Here is a 17,736-nt window from a genome sequence, read left to right as displayed (position 1 = left end):
GCTCTAGCAGCCGCTGCGCGGCCTGTCATTCGCCACGCGCGCCACGCGACGCGCCACGCGACGGCTGGCGGCGCGCTCAGGCGCCGAGGAGCAGCCCCAGCGTGGTCGCGAGCGCGGCGTCGTTCCACGAGGACAGCCCGCGTGGCAGGAGGACGGTCACGCGATGAGGCTGGCCTCCGCAGCTGCGCGCACCCTCGTAGGTGCGCCCCGTCCGGGTGAGCTCGTAGCTGCATCGCCCGATGCGACCGGCGAGCTGCCGGTCGTCCAGCCGGTAGTCGGAGAGGGCGCCGGCCACGAGGCCGCGCGCGCGGAGCCCTGCCTCCGCCCGGGTCACCGAGAGCTGAAGCGGCATGGCGCCGACGATGCCGGTCGCGGCCTGCCCGGTCGCGGTGACGCTCACGGGCCGGTTGAACGCGACGCCCCGGACCGCCTGCCCGTCGCGCCCGCCGTCCGCCGCGTACACGCCCAGGCTCACGTCCGGCCCGACGACGCGGCCCGGCTCGACGTCGGCGCTCACGAGCTCGCCCCGGGCGGTGAGCAGGATGAACTCGCTCGGCCCCGCAGCATCGAAGATGTCCTCGCGCGCCGGGTGATCGGCGCCCGGCGCCGCCCCGCACGCTGCGGTGAGCGGCAGGGCGAGCACGAGCACAGGGAGCAGCCTCATCCGCATCGCAGCACCTCCACGCCTGGTCGGGCACACCGAACGTGAGGCCGGGGGCGCCGGAGCGGTAGACGTCTCTACCGCGAGGATCGGATTCGCCAGGGCCGCATCCGTTCCCGGTGGTCTCGGTCCCATGGCCTAGGGTGCGTCGGGGAGCGCCCGAGGGGCGACCCTTGCACGTGCGGCCCGACGCGGGCTGTGATGCGCTCTGTCGTCCACCGATGCGCAAAGGCGTGCCAGCGCGCCGTGGCGCGCGTGGCAGGCCCTCAGCGCGGCACCTCGAGCGGGGCGCAGGTCGAGACGCCGGCGCCGACGATGCGGAAGCCGATGTTCGTCATGTAGTCGGGATCGATCGAGCCGTCCGAGGGCCGATAGCGGCTCACGTTGGTGGTCCGTGACGGGGACTGGAAGTCGTCCGGCGCGGTGTAGAAATAGAAGTCGCCGCCCCAGAAGGAGAACGCCCACGCGCTGGGGGTCTCGATGCCCGGCAGATCCGTGGCCTCGAGGATCTCGCCGGTCTCCTTGTCGATCTCGGCGAGCTGGACCGGCGTGGTGGTGAAGAAGCCGAAGAGGCGTCCGTCGCCCGTGCCGGTGAGCTCCGCCGAAGCGCCGCGCAGCGAGCCGCTGAACTCCCCGACCGGCGTCACCGACGCGCCGTCGATCCTCCCGAGCCCGACGCCCGGCGTGCCGGTCGCGCCCGCCACGAACAGCTGCTCCGCGTCCGGGCGGGAGAGATCGCTCGAGAAGCCCATCCCCAGCCGGGACCACCCCTCCGAGAGCGACATGTCCGTGGGCTCGCAGCTCGCGTCCTCGGTGCTGACCTTGAACAGCGTGCCTTCGCTGTCGTCGCCATAGACGTAGTTGACCCACGCCACCGCGTCGCGATCGACCGCCATCGAGTTGGGATGCATGCTGGTTTGGCAACCCAGGACACCAATCTTCGTAAACTCCTTGCGATCGGGCCTGAAGCTGTAGAGCTCGTTGTCCTGCGTGAGCACATACACGAGGGCCGCCCGCTCGATGCACCGGCTGTCGGCGTCCTCACTTTCGCTGCCCCCATGGCTCCCGCCGGTCCCGGCGCCGGCGCCGAACGTCTCGTCCTGGCCGCCCGCGCCGCTGCCGTTGCCTTCGCCGCTGCCGGCGCCGTTGTCACTGCTATCGCCGGCCCCTGTGGTCTGGCTGGTGTCTGCCGGGGACGTACCGTCGCCGGACGCGCTGCAGCCGCTCGCCGCGAGCGCCATCCAGAAGCACCATCGTGCGATTCGCATATCCGCTCTCCCTTCCGCGTGATTCGCTTCTATAGCCGCGAAGCGCGCGCCCGGGTACACGAAGTGGCGTCCCCGGTGAAAAGGGTACCTGCGCTCTGCGAAGGACAGAGGCGCGCGTCCGGGTCGAGCAGGCGTGAGCGGCGAGCGAGGTCATCAGGGGATGGCGACGACCTCCTCGGACTGGCAGCAAAAATACGTGGCTCCCTTGGGTGTCACTTCCCCCGCGGCGACTCCGCCGGTCGGGGCGCAGGTGCCGGGCTCGTTCGTGACCCACTTCGCGGTCATGCTCCCGAGCTGCAAGTCCGGCCCTGCGACGCACTTCGGCCCGGTCAGCGTCACGGTCTCGGCGCCGAGCAGCCGGCCGCAGCTGCCGTCCCCGTAGATCGATACGAACGCGGAGCACGCGCTGCCCTCGGGCGGGTCGCATTCGCACGGCGAGCAGCTGCGCGTGTCGTCGAAGCCCGTGTAGAGCGCTTGCAGCTCGGGGTAATGCTCCGGGCATTTCGGCTCGCCCTGGCGGAGGTAGCGGATGCATATCGCGAAGCCCTCCGGCCGCTGGGCGGGGGAAGCGACGCACATCTTCGAGGGATCGGCGCATGCGCGCTCGTCGGCCGAGCCCGAGCAGCCGCGCGCCCGCACGCTGAACGGGGCAGGCAGCTCGGGCGGCGGCCCACCCGGATCGATCGTCGGCGCGCAGGGGCTCACCGTCGGCGCCGGGATGACCAGCGAGCCGAGCTCGCCCGAGGCGATCGTGGCGCACGCGCCGTTCCACCCGTCGGGGGCGTCGAACGACATCGGCGTCGTCCCGTCGCACGTGGCGGAGGCGCGCCCCCGGAGGGCCGGCGGCAGCTCGCAGGCGGGCTGCATGCAGCGGCATGTCGGGCAGCTGTGCGCGTCGGCGAAGCCGCCGTAGCCGTCGAACACGAGCTCTGGCGTCTCCGCGGGGCACTCCGGCGCAGACCCCCCGTCGGCCGGGTCGCCCCTCCAGAGCAGGATGGGATCGTCGAACCCGAGGTAGGGCAGCTCCACGCACGCGCCCTTGCACACGGCGCACGGCTTGTCGCATTCGTAAGCGTCCAGGCCGTAGCACGGGTGGTCGCACGAAAACATCTGGACAGGGCCGCTGTTCCAGCAGCCTGCGAAGCTCCCGGCAGCAGCGAGCGCGAGCGCAAGCGAGATCGGGTACTTCCTTGTCGTCATCGTCGTAGCCCTTTTCTGGCGTGTTTCGGTCTGGCCGTCGGACAGGGATCAATGCGCCGCGCTGACCGCTCGGCGCTGCCTCTTCAACCGCTCCTGGCGCTCACGCCGGTTCACGCCGGCGGGCCCGCGCGGCCGGGGCGCGTGGCGCACGCGTCGATCGAGAGAACGGGGATCGCGCACGCCGAATCCATACTTGGGTCGGTGAGCACAGGAAAGCCCAATCTGCTGTGATCCCTCAATGTATCGATGCCATTCCGGTTTGGCTCACGAAATTATCAATGTTCGTGCGTCGTGCGTCTCGTGCGAGAATCTTGCCCCGGATGGCGGAAGGCGTGTCGCAGGGGAGCGTCTACGGCCGCGTCGGAACGTGCTGGACGTGAGGGGCAAAGGCGGGAAGGAACGTGGGACCCCAGGGAGGGAGGAGGCCGGGCGGCTCGGCAGCACCCCCGCACGACCAGCGACGAGCCGCGGCGCCGCGCTCCTATCGCTGCGATCGCTCGAGCGCGTCTATGGCATCGAGCTGGGGCCTTATCTGCGCGCGCTCCTCCTCGGAGAGCGGCGCCTCGTCGAGCTCGGCGCGCAGCGCGCGCGCCCGCGCCTCCTCGCCCAGGGCGACGGCGAGCTCGAGCCGCGCCGCGAGGGCGCGCGCTCGCTCGAGCGGGGCGTCCGCGTCTTCCGTCCGGGCGAGCGCCACGTCGAGCACCTTGGCGGCGGCGGCGTCGTCGTTCTTGAAATCGCGCAGCCGCGCCGCCGCGCCCAGCGCCCGGCCCAGCCTCGAGCTCGAGCGCGACCCCGCCTCGTCGTCGTCGTCCGGCGCGTCCCGCCGGATGAAGATCACCGAGTTGCCCGCGACATCGACCACCGTGAAGCGACTCTGCCCCTTCTTCATGCGCGAGATCCGGGGAAAGCCGGCGACCGGCACCTTGCCATACGCCCGCCGCAGGCCCTCCGAGAAGGTTTCGTGGAGGCGCTCGACCTCGGGGACGAGCACGAGGCACGTGCTGTAGGACTCCCTGGGATCCAGCCTCTTGAGGCCCATGAAGTGCAGGTGGACGTCGCCCCGGCGCGTCGCCGCGTACACGTTCGGCGTCGTCTGCTGGTGGGTGACCTCGAAGCCCAGGGCGCCGTAAAACGCCAGGGTCTCGGGCATCGACGCGCACGGAAGCACGGGAATCGTCGTCACCTCGCTCATGAGATCACCCCTTTCGCGCCGGTCGCGCCCCCGCGGAAGCGGCGGAAGAAGGCGCGCACGTCGCCGATGAACAGGTCGGGCTCTTCCAGGGCCGCGAAGGTGCCGCCGCGGTCGAACTCGGACCAATGCACGATGTTCGTGTTGTCGCGGGCGGCGAACCTGCGGATCGGAGCGATGATGTCGCGCGGGAACACCGCGACGCCGGTGGGCAGGGTCGAGGGCTTCACCTCGGAGAGATCCGCGTCGTCCGGCGTGTCCGGGGTCTCCACGAACGAGCGGGCCGACGAGGCCGCCGTGTTGGTGAGCCAGTACAGCATCGCGTTCGTGAGGATGCGATCGCGGCTGATGGCGTCCTCGGGGGTGTCCTTGCAATCGGTCCATTCCTTGAGCACGCCGACGATCCAGGCGAGCTGGCCGACCGGCGAATCCGAGAGGGCGTAGGCCAGCGTCTGGGGCCGGGTCGACTGGATCTTCTTGTAGCCGTACAGCTCCCGCAGGTAGTAGTCCGCCGCCTTCAGCCGGGATTGCTCGGCGTCCGTCAGGCCAATGAGCTCCTCGGGATCTCCGGACGGCCACGAGACGAGGCCGTTCGTGTGCACGCCGATCACGTGCTCGGGATCGACGAGGCCGACCTCGCGGGAGATCCACGTGCCCCAGTCGCCGCCCTGGGCGCCGTAACGCGGGTAATCGAGCCTTCGCATGAGCTCGGCCCAGGCGCAGGCGATCCGGCGCGCGCCCCACCCGGCCTCGCGGGTCGGCCCGGAGAGCCCGTATCCCGGGAGCGAGGGGATGATCAGGTGGAACGCGTCCGCCGGATCGCCGCCGTGGGCGCGGGGATCGGTCAGCGGACCGATGACGTCGAGGTACTCCACGACGGAGCTCGGCCAGCCGTGCGTCACGATCAGCGGCAGCGCGCCGGGCTCGCGCGAGCGCACGTGGAGGAAGTGGATCCGCTGGCCGCCGATCGTCGTCGTGAACTGCGGGTGCTCGTTCAGCCCCGCCTCGTGCCTGCGCCAGTCGTAGGTGGTGCGCCAGTACGCGGCGAGCTCCTTCAAGTAACCGAGCGGGACGCCGTACGACCAGCCCGCGGAGGGCAGCTCGTCGGGCCAGCGGGTGCGGGCGAGGCGATCGCGCAGATCGTCGAGCGCGGCCTGCGGGATGTCGATGCGGAAAGGTTGGATGTCGCTGTCCACGGGCAAGGGAGAGCTCATGCGTACGACGTAACGTACGACGTACGGTTCGTCAACCCGGGTGCGGTCGCTCGGTCGTGCGCGGTCGTGGCGGAGCTGCCGAGGCGATGCGGGCACAGCTGCCGGCATGCCAGGAGTGAAAGCAGGGTTCGCAGGATCGAAAGGTGTCGGGGGTGTCCTTAGGGGTAACCCCATGAAGTCGTCGAGGACCAACCCTGGCCCGCATCCTGCTAACTACGGAGGCCAGAGCGCCCGTGACGGCTTCCCCCCCCGCCGTCGAATGGGCGCTCTGTTTTTTGTGCTTCCGGTCCGGCCGGCGCAGCGCTCACCGGGGTGCGGACGGGCGCAGACCCGGCCCCGGTGAGCGCCCCTGCGGAGCAGGCCCCGCAGACCCAACCCGGGTTCGCGGCAGCGCAGACCCAACCCGGGTTCGCGGCAGCGCAGACCCAACCCGGGTGAGCGCTCGCGCCTCCGGGGGTGGCCCAATTCGCCCCTGAGTGATTCACATGAAGGCGGGAAGGCAGGAAGATCATTGATCTTTTCTTCCCGCCTTCCCGCCTTCCCGCCTTCATGTTCAAATCCGGCCACCACCCGCCTCCGGGGCCGGTCGCCGCAACCGAGCACTCCCCCGTCCCGGCGGCGAGCTGCCAGATCTGCAAGCAACGATCTCAGGATCGAAAAGATGTCGGGCAACCCCTTAGGATAACTACCGGGAACATGTCGGGACGAGCCCTGGCCCGCATCCTGCTAAGTATGCAGGGCAGAGCGCCTGTGACGGCTTCCCCCCCGCCGTCGAATAGGCGCTCTGTTTTTTTTGTGCTTTGCTCACGGGGCGTGCCGAGGGGCTCCGCCCAGCGTCGACGCGAGCAGGCGGACCGCGCCGGGCAGCTCTTCGAAAAGCTTCCCGTGTCTATATCGGCGTACCGCGCGGCGACGTCCGGGTAACCAGGGCGCCCAAGGCGGCCGGGCCGCCCGGAGCGGGGATGCCCCGGCGGCAGGATCGCGCCGCGCCTCGCTGGCTTCCGCCGCGCGGCCGGAGCTGCTAACTCCCCGGGCGCCAGGAGGCGGCTCTCCCATCTCCCCGGCGGCGCATCGACGACATCCGCGTGAGATCCTCCAGCGCACTCCTCGCCTTCGCGATCGCCGCCGCCGTCAGCGCTCACGCGGGCGAGGCGCACCCCCAGCCCGCCCCGGCGACGGCCGCCGCGCCGCCGGACGAGCCGCGGGCGCCCGCCGCGCCGGCCGAGGCGGCCGGCACGCCCGCCGCGTCGGCCGACAGGCCCGCCGTGCCGGTCGAGGCGGCCTCCTCGCCCGCCACGCCTGCCTCCGCGCCCGCCGAGGCGCCCGCCGCGCCCGCCGGGATCGAGGTCACCGTCGAGGGCAGCCGCGCCCCGCCGGGCTCCGTCTCGCTCTCGCGGCGCGACATCCGCGAGCTGCCCGGCGCGCTCGGAGACCCCTACCGCGCCATCGAGATCCAGCCCGGCGTGACCTCCATCGCGAGCGGCATGCCGTACTACTACATCCGCGGCGCGCCGCCCGGGAACATCGGCTACTTCTTCAACGGCATCCAGGTCCCGCTCCTCTTCCACGTGGGCGCCGGCCCCAGCGTCATCCCGGCCTCGATGGTCCAGCGCGTCGAGATGCACCTCGGCCCCTATCCCGCGGACATCGGGCGGCTCGCCGGGGCGGCTATCGAGGCCGAGAGCGCGCCGCCGTCCGATGTCTGGCGCGGGGAGGGGAGCCTCCGGTTCATCGACCTCGGCGGCGTCGTCGAGGGTCCCGTAGACCGGGACACGCACGTCCTCGTGGGAGGCCACTACGCCGCCGGCGCGGCGCTCACCTCGGCGCTCGTGCCGAGCGTCGACGTGGGCTACGCCGACTACCAGGGACGGGTGACCTACCGGCTCGGCCCGGAGGAGCGCTTCACCGTCTTCGCCTTCGGCGCGTACGACTACCTCGCCAGCATCGACGAGGACGGCGGCGCCGAGGCGACCAACGTCCTGCTCGACAGCGACTTCCACCGGCTGGACCTGCGCTACGACCGCGACGACGCCTCGGGCGCGCGCGTCCGGGCGGCGCTCACCCTCGGGCTCGACCAGTCGCGCGGCGTCGGCGTGGAGATCGCGCAGGCCTGGAAGCTCAACGCGCGGATGAGCCTGGCGCGGCCCATCCTCGGCGGGCGCGCGCTCCTGCGGGCCGGGGCCGACGCGGCGGTCGACCGCTACCAGGTCACCCCGCGCCCGAGCCCGCCGACGGACGGCGAGCCCGCCGAGGGCGCGGACGACGAGCCCGCCGAGGGCACGGAGCAGCTCGACGAGAGCTTCCCCGAGCTCTTCCGCAGCCGGCTCGATCTCGCGCTGGGCGCGTGGGCCGACGCGCTGCTCGTGCTCGACGAGCGCTCCACCCTCACGCCCGGCGTGCGCGTGGACCACTACACGTCGCTCGGCCGCACCGCCGTCGCCGTGGACCCGAGGATCGTCGGCCGCTTCGGCGTCGGCGAGCACGTGCGGCTCATCCCGGCCTTCGGCGTCGCCTCGCAGCTGCCCGGCCTCGCCCCACTGCCGGCGCTCCAGATCGGCGGCATCCCGGGGGGCCTGCAGCGCAGCCTGCAGTCGAGCTTCGGCGTCGAGGCCAACGTGGGTCCGGTCAATTTCAGCGCCACGGCGTTCCGGCAGGTGACCTTCGGCCTGAGCGACCCGATCGGCACCGGGCGCGGCACGAACCTCAGCACGGAGCGCTTCCTCACGCGGAGCCGCGGCGACACCTACGGCCTGGAGCTCGGCGCGCGCGGGGCGCTGCGGCGCGACATGTTCTTCCTGGCGTCGTACACGCTCTCGCGCTCCACGCGCACGCGCGGCAAGGCGACGATCCCCTCGGCCTACGACCGGACGCACGTCGCGCACGTCGCGCTGCTCTACGACCTCGGCGAGGGGTGGCGCGCCGGGATCCGCCACGTGTTCTACACCGGCTTTCCCGCCGACGAGGCCGCCCCGGGCCGCCCCCCGCGCGAGCACCCGGACCGGATCCAGCCGTTCTACCGGCTCGACATGCGCCTGTCGAAGCGCTGGGCGCTGGGCGCGCGGAGCTACCTCGGCCTCGTGCTCGACGTGCAGAACGCGACGCTCGCCAAGGAGGTGTTCGACGTGAGCTGCGACGACAGCGGGTGCACGCCGCAGACGATCGGGCCGGTCACGATGCCGGGGATCGCCATCGAGGGCGGGTTCTGAGGAGAAGGCGCCTCGAGGGGCGCGAGGGCGCGGCGACGCCACGCCGGCTCCGGACCGCGCCGGCGCTCGTCCGGGCCGCGAGCGCCCGGCCGGCGGCTCAGCGGTGGAGCAGCTCGAAGAGCTGCTCCAGCATGAGGTAGGTCAGGCCCCAGACGACCCGCTCGTCCACGCGCAGGCACGGGAGCTGGAGGACGTTCCCCTCGTGCGTGTACGCGTAGCTCGAGGTGCGCTCGCCGCGCGCGAGCGGCCCGAGCGGCGTCCAGAGCGCCTCGGCCACCTCGTCGCTCAGGGTGAGATCCGGCGTGGAGCGCAGCGCGAACACGAACGGGGCGATGATCATCCCGACGCGCCGCCCGCGGACGACCGCCGGGATGTCGGGCAGGCGCGCGAGCAGGGTGCCGTGCGCCGCGAGGTCGATCCCCACCTCCTCGCGCGTCTCGCGGATCGCGGTGGCGAGCAGGCTCTCGTCCTGCACCTCGCGCCGCCCGCCCGGGAGCGCCATGTGCCCCGACCAGGGATCGCCCGGGTGCTCGGCGCGGCGGATCAGGAGGAGCTCGGCCTCGCCGGGCTCCGGGCTCCCCGCGGGCTCGAGCGCCGTCCCGAGAAATCCCTCCGGCGCTCGCAGGATCGCGGCGACCGCGGCCTGACGCTCCTGCGTGAGCGCGTCGAGCGCGGCCTCGCGCCCTTCGAGGCGGGCCATGATGGCGGCGAGGTCGTAGGAGGGGAGCACGGCGGCGAGGATAGCATAATGTCTACCGGTACTTAGAGATCGCGCGGCGGCGATCGCCCCGGCAGCGCGCGCGGCGGCGACCCCCCGGCAGCGCGCGCGGCGGCGGCCCTCGACGCGAGGCGCGCAGGCCCGCGCCGGCGCCGGGCCGCGACCACGGCGCCCGCGCCCTGCCGCCGGCGTGCGACCGCCGTCAGGGAGCCGCCGTGGCGAAGCTGTCCCACATGTCGCAGAGGTCCTTCTTCAGCCCGGCCTCCTGAGAGAGGGTCATATCGAGGACGATGTTCTCGTCCGTCTCCGCGTCGTACCTCGGCCATTCGGCCGCATCTTCGCCGTTCGGGTCTCCGGTCTCCGCGTGGCGCGACCAGTACCCCATGATCGCCTGCGAGAACTCGAGCTCGTCCTCGGTCAGCGGCTCCGACACGAGCAGCCCCGGGTTGCCGAACACGTACCGGATCTCGGCCGAATGGAAGGCGCCGAGGTCGCCGAGCAGCGAGCTCTCGGGCGCGTGGGTGAAGTGATAAAGATACGTCGCCGCACCGCCGCTCGCGATCGCGCGCGCCGCGCGCCGCGTCGGGCACACGAACATCGAATCGCCCAGCGCCGCGGTCGCCGCCGCCTGCGCCGAGCCGTACGTGTCGCTCGGGTAATTCGCCACCACCTCTTCGCCGTGGCCGGGGGCGAGGCCGTCCGCGAACGTCACGAAATCGGCCTCGTCGGCGATCGTCGCGGTCTCGCCCCAGAGCGTGACGAAGAGCGAGCCCTCGTCGGCGTTGCTGCCGATGATCGTCGGCATCTTCTCGAAGCTCCCGGCCTCGAGGAGCTTGCTCGGCACGTCGGGGAGATTCCAGCCGTCGATGACCGGGAACCAGGTCGGGCCGGCGCCCACGAGGAAGGCTTCGCCCGGCGGGAGCGCGCTCATGACCTCCTCGGCCGGCTTGCCGCGCAGGCACTCGAGGACCGAAGGCGCGTCGGCGCAGCCCAGCGCCTCGACGAGCTCCTGCCCCTGCGCCGTGGCCGTGGCCTCGTCCGCGGCGGAGTCGCACGGCCCACTCTCGATGATGGCGCGCTGAAACAGGCCTTTGCTCGGCGGCGACACCAGGTGCATGCAGACGCTGATGCCGCCCGCGGACTCGCCGAACAGGGTGACCTTGCCCGGATCCCCGCCGAAGGCGCCGATGTTGGCCTTGACCCACTCGAGCGCGGCGCGCTGGTCCTCGAGGCCGTACGCGCCCGTCGAGGGGTGATCGGGATCCTCCGACTTGAGCTCCGGGAGGGCGAGGAACCCGAGCGGGCCGAGGCGGTAATTGAGGGTGACCACCACCGAGCCGGTCGTCTCGGAGAGGAGGCGGCCGTCGTAATCGGCCTCCGCGCTGCTCCCCATCTCGAAGCCGCCGCCGTGAATCCAGACGAGGACGGGCAAGGACGAGGACGCCGGGCGCTCGGGCGTCCAGACGTTCAAGGTGAGGCAGTCCTCTCCCGAGCTCTCGTTGTAGCCGGGCGTGAGCAGGTTGAGCTGCGAGCAGGGGATGCCCACCTCCAGCGCCTTGCGCGGCTCGGTCCACGGCTCGTGCGGCGCGGGCGACTTCCAGCGCAGCTCGCCGACCGGCGGCGCTGCGTACGGAATGCCGAGGAAGGTGCGCGTCGCGCCGACGACCGCGCCCTCCACCGGACCCGCCTCCGTCTGGATGAGCAGGGAACCCGGCTCGCCGCCAGCGCCGCCAACGCCGCCAGCGCCACCGGAGCCGCCAGCGCCACCGGAGCCGCCAGCGCCGCCGGCGCCACCGGAGCCGCCAGCGCCGCCAGCGCCGCCTGCGCCGCCGAGGCCACCCGGGGCGGGCTCACTCGAGCTGCAGGCAGCAGCGAGCAGGCCTAGGAGAATGGTGTACGACAATGAAAGTCGGAAGGGCATGGTCGTCTCCGTCGAGAGCAAGTCGAGAGTGCGGGACCGTGGGTAAAGCGGAGAGCACAGCGCCGAGGGAGAGCGGCGGACACGGCGACCGCGCTGGAGATGATGGAGCTCTTCGCCCGATTCCGCGAGCTCTACAAGTCGCGATTGTCGTCGAGCGAGCGAGCGCCGGGCGGGCGCCCGGCTTCAGCCGCCCTGCCGGCGGGCCGCGGCGACGCGCGCGACGAGTCGCTTCACCTCGGCCGCGTCCACCGGCTTGGTCAGGTGGTGGTCGAACCCCGCCTCGCGGGCCTGCCGCCGGTCGTCCTCCGTGCCCCAGCCGGTGAGCGCCACGAGGAAGAGACCGCTTCGATCGGGCTCCGCCCGGAGGCGCCGGGCCACCTCGTAGCCGTTCATGCCCGGCAAGCCGATGTCCAGGAACACGATGTCGGCGCCGAGCTCGCGGGTCGCGGTCACCGCGTCAGGGCCGGTGTGGACCGCGCGTGTCTCGTGGCCCGATATCCGGAGGAGCAGGGCCAGGCTCTCCGCCCCGTCGACGCTGTCGTCCACGACGAGGATGCGGAGGGCGGCCGGGGGGGCGACGCTTGCAGGGCCGGCGAACGGTAGCCTCGGGGCGGCCTCCTCGGCGGCGGCGAGGGGGAGGCGGATCGTGAACGTGGAGCCGCGGCCGGCGCCGTCGCTCTCGGCGTGGATCGAGCCGCCGTGCAGCTCGACCAGGCGCTTCACGAGGGTGAGCCCGATCCCGAGGCCGCCCTGGGCCCGGTCGATCGAGCGGCCAACCTGGGTGAACATGTCGAACACGTTCGACAGCATGTCGGCCGGGATCCCAACCCCGTTGTCGGCGACCCGGACGACCACCGCGGCCCCGTCCCGCTGGGCGGCGAGCCGGATGCTGCCGCCGGCCGGGGTGTACTTGGCCGCGTTGCTGAGGAGGTTCGCGAACACCTGGGCGAGCCGGGTCGGGTCGGCGTCGAGCAGGAGAGGGGCCGGCGGGAGCCGGACCGCGAGCTCGTGCGCCGCCGCCTCGAGCAGCGGGCGGCTCGTCTCCAGGGCGCTGTTCAGGACGGCCCGGAGATCGATGCGCTCCTTCCGCAGCTCCACCTTGCCGCGGGTGATCCGGGAGACGTCGAGCAGGTCGTCCACCATGCGGACCATGTGCCCGACCTGCCGGTCCATCATGTCCAGGATTTTGCGGGCCTGGTCCGCGCTGCCGGCGACCTTGAGGATCTCGAGGCCAGTCCGAATGGGGGCGAGCGGGTTCCGCAGCTCGTGGGCGAGCGTGGCGAGGAACTCGTCCTTCCGCCGGTCCTGGTCGCGGAGCTGGTCGTAGAGCTGGGCGTTTTCGATGGCGACGGACGCGATGTGCGCGAGCTGGACGAGGATCGCCTCGTCGCTCTCGGTGAACTCCCCGTTGCGCTTGTCGCAGAGGTGGATGAGGCCGAGGTTCTCGCCGCTCCGGCCGATGAACGGCGCGACAAGCCAGCCCCGCATCGGCGGGCGCCTGCCGGCATCGCCGCTGACGAGACCCCGGGGCAGGAGCGGCGGGGGGTCAACCTGGGTGGGGGGCGCCGCCGCCGCAACCTGGGTTGGGGGCGCAACCTGGGTGAGCCACGCCGGGGGGGCCTCCAGCTCAACCTGGGTGAGCCGCACGGGACGGTTGGTACGGCAGACCACGGCATAGACGCCGTTTCCCTCGGACGGAACCGCCGGGCCACGCCGGCCGTCGTACCTCCCGGACATCGACACCGTGTTGACCGCCTGCGACCCGTCGATCCCAGCGTTCAGCCGGGTCACCGCCTGGTGCGCCCCGATGATCCGCCGGGCCTCCTCGGTGATCCCCTGGAGCACGCTGCCCAGGGACCCGGACGCATGGATGGTCAGCGCTGCGTCCGCCACCTGCTTGAGGAGCCGGCCCTGCTCCCGCTCCAGCTCGAGCAGCCGCGCCACCCGCTCCTCGTCGAGCTTGCGGGCGGTGACGTCGACCGTCACCCCGTCGAACCGCCGAGGGGTGCCGTCCGGCGCATAGGCCGTCCCGCCCAGCGCCCGGACCCACTTGAACGCCCCCGTGACAGGATCGACCGTCCGATAATCCATGTCATAGGGGATCCGCTCGCGGATCGACGCCTCGATGGCCCGTCGCGTCGGCTCCCGGTCGTCCGGGTGCAGCCGCTCGTAGAACGTGCCGATGGTCACTCGCGCGTCCGGCGGCAGCCAGAAGTGCTCCTTCACCTGGTCGTCCCAGATCAGCTCGTCGAACGGCAGATCGCAGTACCAGAACCCGAGACCCGACAACCGGACCGCATAGTCGAGCCGCTCGTCCCGCTCCCGCACGCTCCGGGCCGCCCGCGCCCGCTCGATGGCCTCCCAGCAGCGGCCGACCACCAGACGCACGAGCCCGACCTCATCGGGCGTCCAGCGCCGCGGCACCTTCTGGTGGACCGCCATCGCCGCCGTGAACCGGCCGGACTTGTGCAACGGAACACAGATGACCGCCTGGATCTCCGTCGCCCGGTACGCCGCGAGGTCGCCCCCGGCCCTCGGGTCCGCGTCGACGTCGTCGATGACGTACGGCTCGTTCGCGAGCATGAGCCGCACCAGCTCGGGGCCGAAATCGGCGACCGGCCACCGGCCCACGATGCTCCGGACGCCCCGCGTGTGATCGCCCGTGATGACGAACACGCGCTCGTCCTCGACCTCCGCGTAGGCGCACCGGTCCACGCCGAGGTGCTCCGCGAGCAGGCGCGCCGTCACGGCCATGACCTCGCCGGGATCGACGAGCGGCTGGGTGGCCGCGGCCAGCTCGGCCAGGAACCGATGCCGGCCCTCGCTCTCCCGCAGCGCCTCGCTGGCCCGCCTCGCATCCCGCGCCTGGGCCAGGGCATGCACGGCCGTGGCGGCGAACCGCGACAGGCTGGAGACGAGCCGCGCGTCCTCGGCGTCGAACTTCCGCTCCTCGGAGTGCGCCATGACCCAGACCGTGCCGATCGGCGCGCCGCCGGCGTGGAACGGGACGGTCAGCGCCTCGACGATCGCAGGCTCCACGGCGGCGCCGGCCGCGAAGTGGCGGGCAGGGTGCGGGAAGAGGAGCGCCGCGTCGCAGTCGACGACGGCGCCGCAGGGGCTCCCGCGCCGGGGCATCGTCCCACCGGCGTTGTGCGCGAACGCCCCGGCGATGGCGACCCACCGGAACACCTCGCGGCCGTCCTCCACCTCGAGCACGCTGACGCCCGCCGAGTCGGCCCGGCAGAGCTCGAGGAGCAGCGACGCGAGCTTCGGGAGGACGTCCTCCAGCGACCCGGCCATCGCCGCGGCGAGGGCGATCAGCGCCCGGTTCTCGGCCGCGTGATCGGGCAGCCGGGACGGGCGGAGGGCGAGCGCCTCGGCGGCCAGCATCTCGTCGATGCGGACCCCCGGAGGCGAGAGCGCGGCGGCGCCGTCGCAGCGCGGAAGGCTCATCGGCAGGGACGCTCCGCCCGATCCGAGCCGCGCCTGGACAGGGCGGGGACGCCGAGCACCTCGGGCGCCGGACCGGCCGAGATGGCGTCCCGAAAATAGAGCAAGCTCGGCTTTGAATGCTGCATACGTTTGGCGGACCTTGGTAAGGCGAAGGGCAGGCCACCGCAAGCCGTCGGCCGCGCGCGTCAACGAGATGACGCCGGAGGACGGCGCGCCGCGCTGGTGTCCGGAGCGTATCCGGAGGTCCGTTTGCCGGGAGCGCCGGAGAAACCATCCGGACCCGACCGGAACACGTCGGGACCAGCTCGGGGCCGAGCGGCCCAGAGCGACGAACTCAGCAGCTCTCGGCGCTCGGCTCGCTCGGCCTGGCATTCTGATCCGGCGCTCACTCTGATAAGATGATCGTGGACCATGCTCGAGATCCTGCGCAATGCGCATTACACCGTGACGATCGATCCGGCGGCGCAGCTCGCGCGGGTGACGCGGAGCGCGGCGCCGTCCGAGTCTGCCGTCCTGTTCGAGGAGCGGTGGATGGAGGTGAGCCGCGCGCTGGACCGCGCCGGCCGCAGCGGGCTGTGCCTGCTCGTCGACCTGCGCGAGGCGGTGGGGCGGAACGACCCGCTGTTCGAGGCGGCGATGCAGCGGGTGCGGCCAGCCGTGATGAGCGGCTTCCGCCGCGTCGCCGTCCTCGTGCGGACGACCGCGGGGGCGCTGCAGATTCAACGCCATGTCCGGGAAGACGGCATCGACCGGATGATCGGCAGCGACGAGGCCCAGCTGCTCGATTACCTCCGCGAGCGACGGCCGCGCTGCCGCTGACGCGGATCGCGGCCGACACGGCCTCATGGGCGTGCGCCGCAGCGCCGCTCGTCATCATCATCGTCGTCTCCTCCGTTCGGTCGTTTGCATCGCGATGTCCCCCCGTCCGGCGAAGCGGCCGCGATCCGAAGCCGCCGCCAGGCGCCGCCGCAGGGCGAACGGCGGCCACCCACGCTCCCTCGCAGCCCGGCCCCCCGACCGTGCCGCAGCACGCCCTCTGCAGTGCGCGCGCGTCGCGAGGGCGGCTCACCTTTCTTGACCGGCCGGAGACGATCCTCGTAACCGGTTGAAAACCAACCGCTTTCCCGGGCCAGCCGCCGCGCGCCCTCGGCGGGCGCCCCGCCCGGCGAGGGCGCGGCGCTCCGGGGAGGTGGCCAGTCGAAGACTGGGACGGAACTCCTCTGTTCGGCGCCGAGGCCCACGTCCTTATCAGGGTTGTACAACCCTCGTACTTCGGTTTTCCCATTTGTCGCGCGATTCGCTTGTCAGCTTGCCAATCCGTCGTATAGTCAATTCGAGTCGCGTCCCCGCGGTCTGCCATCGATTCACGCGGGGTGTTGCAGCGCTCGTGTCGATCCGCCGGATCGGGGCACTGACCATCTCAGCTCTGCTCCGCTCCGGCGATGCCCTGGACGGCGTTTGTCGCCCAGGAGGGGCCGGGCGCGAGGGGATGGGAAGGCAGCCGGGTACGGCCGGCGCCGTACGAGCCGTCAACTCGACCGGATCGGCGTTCCACGTGTTTGGGGGGGGAGAGTGGTATGGAGACACAGATCGCTTACGGTATCGAGGATGGCGCTCGCAAGGGCTCGCGGGCTCTTCAGCGGCTCGCCATCGCGCATGTGGTGAGCAGCTTCCAGACCGGCGGCGCCGAGCAGGTGGTCGTCGATCTCGCGGCGTCCCAGCGCGCCGCGGGCCATGACGTGCTGGCGGTCGCGGTCGCCGAGGACCCGGACGGGCCGCGCGCGGAGCAGCTCCGGCGGCGCGGGGTCGAGGTGTGCCTCGTGCCGAAGGGCCCCGGGTTCGACAGGACGCTGACCGCCCGCCTCGCCGCGCTGTTCGCGACGAAGGGCGTCATGCTCGTCCACGCGCACAACCAGCTGTCGCTCATCTACGCGGCGCCCGCCGGGTGGCTGCACCGGGTCCCGGTCATCCACACGAAGCACGGCGTGTCCCAGGACATGGAAGGACGAGGGTGGCTGCGCACCGCCGCGTCCGCGTTCGTCGACGCCCACGTCGCGGTGTCGCAGCCGACCGCCGCGGCCGTCCTCGGCCGGCGTGAGGTCGACACGCCTAAGCTGCATGTCGTGCCGAACGGCATCGATCTGTCGCGCTTCGCGCCGGATCCGGCGGCGAGGGCCCGGGTGAGGGCCGAGCTCGCGATCCCGCAGGACGCCTTCGTCGTCGGGAGCGTGGGGCGCCTCTCTCCCGTGAAGAACCACGCGCTCCTCGTGCGCGCCGCCGCGCGGGCGCTGCCCCGGAGCGGGCGGCTCCTCCTCGTCGGCGACGGCCCCGAGCGCGGGCGGCTCGTCGCCCTCGCGCGCGAGCTCGGCGTGTCCGATCGCGCGCTGTTCGCCGGGGAGCGCCACGACGTGCCGGCGCTCCTCGCCGCGCTCGACGTGTTCGCGCTGCCGTCCCTGTCCGAGGGCCTGCCGCTCGCGCTCCTCGAGGCCATGGCGGCGGGGCTGCCGGCCGTCGCCACCGACGTGGGCGGCGTGTCCACCGCGCTCGTCGACGGTGGGACGGGCTTCCTCGTGCCCTCCGGCGAGGCCGCGCCCCTCGCCGCGAGGCTCGCGGAGCTCGCGGCCGATCCCGCGCTCGTCGCGCAGATGGGCCGGCGCGGCCGCGCGATCGCTCTCCGGCGCTACTCCGCCGCCCGGATGGCCGAGCGCTACATGGCGCTCTACGAGCTGCTGCTCGCGCGGCACACGCAGCGCCCCGCCGCCGTCCGCCCGAGCTCCCTGCTCGCCTGGGTCTGGGGCGCGAGCCAGAGGCCGCGCCAGATCTCCGCCGCTCCGGGCCGCGGCGACGGCCGCCCTTCCGGCGATCCGCCGCCGCCGCCGTCGCCGGCCGCGCTGGCGAGCTGAGCG

Annotated in this window: 11 protein-coding genes; 3 read left to right on the top strand and 8 right to left on the bottom strand. The window is 72.5% G+C overall.

What is annotated here, in order from left to right; translation table 11 throughout:
* Nucleotides 1-76 precede the first annotated feature (76 nt).
* The 5 genes from WME98_RS53505 to WME98_RS53485 form a co-directional block, all read right to left on the bottom strand.
* On the bottom strand, nt 77-664 hold the full coding sequence (locus WME98_RS53505) for a hypothetical protein (protein ID WP_437949244.1): 588 nt from the start codon (nt 662-664) through the stop codon (nt 77-79).
* A gap of 263 nt (nt 665-927) precedes the next feature.
* Nucleotides 928-1,929, bottom strand: a complete 1,002-nt coding sequence (locus tag WME98_RS53500) for a hypothetical protein (protein WP_437331506.1) — start codon at nt 1,927-1,929, stop codon at nt 928-930.
* A 153-nt stretch (nt 1,930-2,082) separates the two neighbouring features.
* Nucleotides 2,083-3,129 carry a hypothetical protein gene (locus WME98_RS53495; RefSeq protein ID WP_437949243.1) on the bottom strand — a complete coding sequence of 349 codons (1,047 nt, stop codon included), beginning with the start codon at nt 3,127-3,129 and terminating at the stop codon, nt 2,083-2,085.
* Nucleotides 3,130-3,610: 481 nt separating this feature from the next.
* Nucleotides 3,611-4,321, bottom strand: a complete 711-nt coding sequence (locus WME98_RS53490; RefSeq protein ID WP_437949242.1) for a hypothetical protein — start codon at nt 4,319-4,321, stop codon at nt 3,611-3,613.
* Entirely contained in the window at nt 4,318-5,532 is a 1,215-nt protein-coding gene (locus tag WME98_RS53485; RefSeq protein ID WP_061628420.1) for an epoxide hydrolase family protein, read from the bottom strand. The genes WME98_RS53490 and WME98_RS53485 overlap by 4 nt, the downstream gene beginning before the upstream one ends.
* Nucleotides 5,533-6,617: 1,085 nt before the next feature.
* Here WME98_RS53485 and WME98_RS53480 point away from each other — a divergent pair.
* A complete protein-coding gene (locus tag WME98_RS53480) occupies nt 6,618-8,738 on the top strand; it encodes a TonB-dependent receptor plug domain-containing protein (protein WP_437949241.1) in 2,121 nt (706 codons plus the stop codon).
* Between the two features lie 97 nt (nt 8,739-8,835).
* On the opposite strand, the gene WME98_RS53475 is transcribed toward WME98_RS53480, so the two are convergent.
* The 3 genes from WME98_RS53475 to WME98_RS53465 all read right to left on the bottom strand — a co-directional run bounded on the left by WME98_RS53475 (nt 8,836) and on the right by WME98_RS53465 (nt 14,830).
* The gene (locus tag WME98_RS53475; RefSeq protein ID WP_437949240.1) at nt 8,836-9,468 is read right to left on the bottom strand and encodes an NUDIX hydrolase; all 633 of its coding nucleotides are present in this window, start codon (nt 9,466-9,468) and stop codon (nt 8,836-8,838) included.
* 190 nt (nt 9,469-9,658) lie between these two features.
* Nucleotides 9,659-11,134, bottom strand: a complete 1,476-nt coding sequence (locus WME98_RS53470) for a carboxylesterase/lipase family protein (protein WP_437949239.1) — start codon at nt 11,132-11,134, stop codon at nt 9,659-9,661.
* Nucleotides 11,135-11,560: 426 nt separating this feature from the next.
* Nucleotides 11,561-14,830, bottom strand: coding sequence for a GAF domain-containing protein (locus WME98_RS53465; protein WP_437949238.1), 3,270 nt, complete (start codon nt 14,828-14,830; stop codon nt 11,561-11,563).
* Between the two features lie 411 nt (nt 14,831-15,241).
* Between WME98_RS53465 and WME98_RS53460 the strand changes: the two genes are divergently transcribed.
* On the top strand, nt 15,242-15,649 hold the full coding sequence (locus WME98_RS53460) for a hypothetical protein (protein ID WP_061625319.1): 408 nt from the start codon (nt 15,242-15,244) through the stop codon (nt 15,647-15,649).
* A gap of 758 nt (nt 15,650-16,407) precedes the next feature.
* A complete protein-coding gene (locus WME98_RS53455; protein WP_437949237.1) occupies nt 16,408-17,733 on the top strand; it encodes a glycosyltransferase in 1,326 nt (441 codons plus the stop codon).
* The last annotated feature ends 3 nt before the right edge of the window (nt 17,734-17,736 follow it).

The organism is Sorangium sp. So ce296 (genome assembly GCF_051529605.1).
GTDB classification, from domain to species: Bacteria; Myxococcota_A; Polyangia; order Polyangiales; family Polyangiaceae; genus Sorangium; species Sorangium cellulosum_D.
The sequence above is the reverse complement of the archived record's forward strand: the minus strand, read 5'-3'. Positions and strand labels throughout refer to the sequence as shown.

Bases quoted from the DNA above. Each gene is read 5' to 3' on its own strand.
- WME98_RS53505 (WP_437949244.1), bottom strand. From the start codon at position 664: ATGAGGCTGCTCCCTGTGCTCGTGCTCGCCCTGCCGCTCACCGCAGCG.
- WME98_RS53500 (WP_437331506.1), bottom strand. From the start codon at position 1,929: ATGCGAATCGCACGATGGTGCTTCTGGATGGCGCTCGCGGCGAGCGGC.
- WME98_RS53495 (WP_437949243.1), bottom strand. From the start codon at position 3,129: ATGACGACAAGGAAGTACCCGATCTCGCTTGCGCTCGCGCTCGCTGCT.
- WME98_RS53490 (WP_437949242.1), bottom strand. From the start codon at position 4,321: ATGAGCGAGGTGACGACGATTCCCGTGCTTCCGTGCGCGTCGATGCCC.
- WME98_RS53485 (WP_061628420.1), bottom strand. From the start codon at position 5,532: ATGAGCTCTCCCTTGCCCGTGGACAGCGACATCCAACCTTTCCGCATC.
- WME98_RS53465 (WP_437949238.1), bottom strand. From the start codon at position 14,830: ATGAGCCTTCCGCGCTGCGACGGCGCCGCCGCGCTCTCGCCTCCGGGG.
- WME98_RS53460 (WP_061625319.1), top strand. From the start codon at position 15,242: ATGCTCGAGATCCTGCGCAATGCGCATTACACCGTGACGATCGATCCG.
- WME98_RS53455 (WP_437949237.1), top strand. From the start codon at position 16,408: ATGGAGACACAGATCGCTTACGGTATCGAGGATGGCGCTCGCAAGGGC.